Annotated in this window: 3 protein-coding genes; 2 read left to right on the top strand and 1 reads right to left on the bottom strand. The window is 53.5% G+C overall.

What is annotated here, in order from left to right; all coding sequences use genetic code 11:
- Together ACF8AM_RS03105 and ACF8AM_RS03100 are read left to right on the top strand one after the other, a co-directional pair.
- Positions 1-1,522, top strand: a 1,522-nt coding sequence (locus ACF8AM_RS03105) for a sulfatase (RefSeq protein WP_392554229.1), incomplete at its 5' end; no start/stop codon positions are given.
- Positions 1,523-1,815: 293 nt separating this feature from the next.
- Positions 1,816-3,036, top strand: coding sequence for an SGNH/GDSL hydrolase family protein (locus ACF8AM_RS03100; protein WP_392554228.1), 1,221 nt, complete (start codon positions 1,816-1,818; stop codon positions 3,034-3,036).
- A gap of 128 nt (positions 3,037-3,164) precedes the next feature.
- On the opposite strand, the gene ACF8AM_RS03095 is transcribed toward ACF8AM_RS03100, so the two are convergent.
- A partial coding sequence (locus ACF8AM_RS03095; RefSeq protein ID WP_392554227.1) for a hypothetical protein occupies positions 3,165-3,462 on the bottom strand: 298 nt, incomplete at its 5' end.

The following is a 3,462-nucleotide window of genomic DNA, read 5'->3' as shown; positions in this document are numbered from 1 at the left end:
CCACCCCAGCCAAATGAACCAGCTTTTTGTTTGGAGCGTCGTCCTTGCCGCGACGCTGTTCGCTTCCGAGTCCTTTGCACAGGATTCATCCAGTCGTCCGAACGTCTTGATGATTTGCATCGACGATTTGAACGATTGGGTCGAACCACTCGGTGGGCATCCTCAAGTCCAGACGCCCGCGATGAAGGCGTTGGCTGAACGTGGCATGACGTTCACCAACGCTCATTGCCAATCGCCGCTGTGCAATTCGTCGAGAACCAGTTTGATGCTCTCACTGCGTCCATCGACGACCGGCATCTACGGCTTGGCACCATGGTTTCGCGATTTGCCGGAATGGAAAGACCGCGTTGCTTTGCCTCAGCACTTCAAAGCTCATGGTTATCGCACGTACTCGGCGGGCAAGGTTTATCACGGTCGCTACGGCCGCGACGAAACGGAATTCGATGAGATTGGTCCGCCCGGCGTCGCTGGTGTGAAGCCGCCCCAGAAGTTGATCCCATCGACGCCAGTCGGTGATCACCCGCTGATGGACTGGGGCGTGTTCGATCACCGCGATGAAGACAAAGGCGATTACAAGGTCGCTGACTGGGTGACCGAGAAACTGGAGGCCATGCCCGACGACGAACCGTTCTTTATGAGCTGTGGCTTCTTCCTGCCTCACGTTCCCTGCCATGTCACGCCAAAGTGGTGGGAGCTCTACGACGATGAAACGCTGCAGTTGCCACCGTATCGAAGCGATGATCGCCTCGATTGTTCCCCGTTCAGTTGGTACCTGCACTGGAAATTGCCCGAGCCACGGATGAGTTGGTTGGAAGCACACAACCAACAGAAAAATTTGGTGCACTCGTATTTGGCCTGCATCAGTTTCGTTGACAGCCAAGTCGGTCGCGTTCTGGCTGCACTTGAAAAGACGTCTCATCGAGACAACACGATCATTTGTTTATGGAGCGATCATGGATGGCACTTAGGTGAAAAGAATGTCACGGGAAAAAACACTTTGTGGGAACGTTCCACCCACGTGCCATTGATTTTTGCGGGCCCCGGAATCCTTCACGGAAGAACGCAGTCGCCAGCGGAGCTGTTAGACATCTATCCCACACTCTCGGAATTGACCGGATTGCCCGCCCCGAAGGATGTCGAAGGCCTCAGTTTGGTCCCGCAAATTCGGTCACCTGAACAAATTCGCGAAACACCCGCGATCACGGAACACAATCCGGGCAACCAAGGAATCAAGGGCGAACGGTACCGTTTGATTCGCTACGCCGATGGCAGCGAAGAACTCTATGACGTCATCAATGATCCAAACGAATTTGAGAACTTGATCGGTCAAGCCGAGCACGCGGATGCTGCTCAGAGACTGAGACAGTTTGTGCGATCGGATCCCGCCCCATTGGCAAAGAACAGCCAGCACCGCGTTTTGGAAAAGAAGGCTGACGGTTGGTACTGGGAGCACAAGAAGATTGATCCCAACAACCCACCCATGAGCATCGCTCCCAACCAACCGTCCGATTTAAGTCACTGAGACGAGAGAAGGCGATCCATTGCGTTGATTGTCCAAGACATAAACTCTTTGGCCAAAGGCCATTGTCATCATAGCCATGGGCGCCGCCCATGGTTGAGCTCCGATCGATTTGGCCAACGGCCATATTCAACCCAAAACCAAACGGATTGAATTTGGCCGTTGGCCAAATGAGTCAATGGTTTTTCCGGTTCCTGGGACGTTGTCCCAGGCTACGTTGAAAAAGGCCGTTGGCCATCAACCTCCCACCTCACCTTCCCCATTTCAATCTCATCATCGACACCAAGAGACCCACCATGACACCAACGATTTTGCGAAGCATCGGATTGCTTGTCGCGTTTTTTGTCTTCTGCGCTGCAAACGCATTCGCCCAAGAAAATTCGCTGCCCAAGTTCCCCGAGTCCGGGCCGTACCAGTACGAGCCCAAACCGGATGACCCTGAGTTTGGTAAATTCTTCCCGTCCAAGGCTCCTGAGATTGGACCGCTGCTGTTGGCCAAGGGCGATCGTTTGGTGATCATCGGAGATTCGATCACCGAGCAGAAAAAGTATTCGCGGATGATCGAGACTTACTTGACCGCGTGCATGCCGCACTTGGAAATTGAAACACGACAACTTGGATGGAGCGGCGAAACCGCGGCCGGATTCCTCCGCCGCATGGATTCCGATTGCTTGCGTTTCGAGCCCACCATCGCGACGCTCTGCTATGGGATGAACGATGCTCGGTATCGCGCCTACGACGTCAACAACGGGCATTGGTACAAGGACAACTACCAACACATCGTTCGGCGGTTGAAAGAAGCCGGCGTCAAAGTCGTTTTGGGATCACCCGGTTGTGCCGGGAAAATCGCGACCTGGGTCAAGGCTCCCGCATGCACGCTGGACGAACACAACCTGAACCTGTGCACCCTGCGCGACCTGGGAATCGAAATCGCGAAAGAAGAAAACGTCGCTTTCGCGGATTTGTTCTGGCCGATGTATGTTGCTCAAATCACCGCGGCCAAGAAATTCGGCACCGATGACAAACCATATCAGGTGACTGGCAACGACGGAATTCATCCGCCCTGGGCTGGCCAAGTCATCATGGCTTATGGCTTTCTTAAATCGATGGGGATCCGTGAGCCCATCGCGAATTTGAAGGTGGACTTGGCAGCGACGTCCGCTGAAGGCGACGATCATCATTCGCTTGTTGGAATCAAATCCGATGATTCGTCGTACCAAGTGACCTTTCAAAGCGATCGTTATCCGTATTGTGCGACCGGAAAGGCCGACGATGAAAACAGCATCCGTTCCGGGATGGCGTTGGTACCGTTCAACGAAGAACTGAATCAGTTTTTGCTGACCGTCAGTGGTTTGAAAGCTGCCAAAGCCAATGTCCGTTGGGGAGAACACAGCCAAGAGTTCACGAAGGAAGAATTGGCCGAAGGAGTGAATTTGGCTGAGCACTTTCAAGTCAATCCGTTCAGCCAAGCGTTTCAAGCGATCGACCAAGCGGTGGCCGCCAAACAGGCGTTTTAAACGATTAAGATCAAGAAAATATTCCAATGCGAGGAAGGCAAAAAGGATCTGGAGGCCGCGGTCAAAAGCACTGAAGCCAAGCGAGCCAAGTTGGTCCAGGCGATTCAAGATGTGATCGTCCCAGTCACTCACACGGTCGTGATCACGCCAGTGAAATAGCGGTTGTGCGAACGAGGTCGACAGGAATGATCGGGCCGAACGATATGAGTCGTGTGGGCGCTGACGTCGACTGCTAAAAGTTTGGTGTTGAAACGGGAAATGCGGCGTTGTTTTTTGTTCGGTCCTACGCCCCACGGGGCGAAGTCGTGGAACAAAACCTGCGCAGTCCAAACCTCCATCCACTTGCATGCTATTCCGATCCTGCTTGCCTTCTTCGGTGATGTTTCTGTTGTTTGGAAGAGTACGACACCGACACTTTGATACCCA

The sequence above is a fragment of the Rhodopirellula sp. JB055 genome (assembly GCF_043100905.1).
In the GTDB taxonomy this organism is placed as follows: Bacteria; Planctomycetota; Planctomycetia; order Pirellulales; family Pirellulaceae; genus Rhodopirellula.
This window is presented reverse-complemented; position numbering and strand designations above follow the sequence as displayed.

Excerpts from the sequence above, each read along its gene's own strand:
- ACF8AM_RS03100 (WP_392554228.1), top strand. The coding sequence starts at position 1,816 with ATGACACCAACGATTTTGCGAAGCATCGGATTGCTTGTCGCGTTTTTT.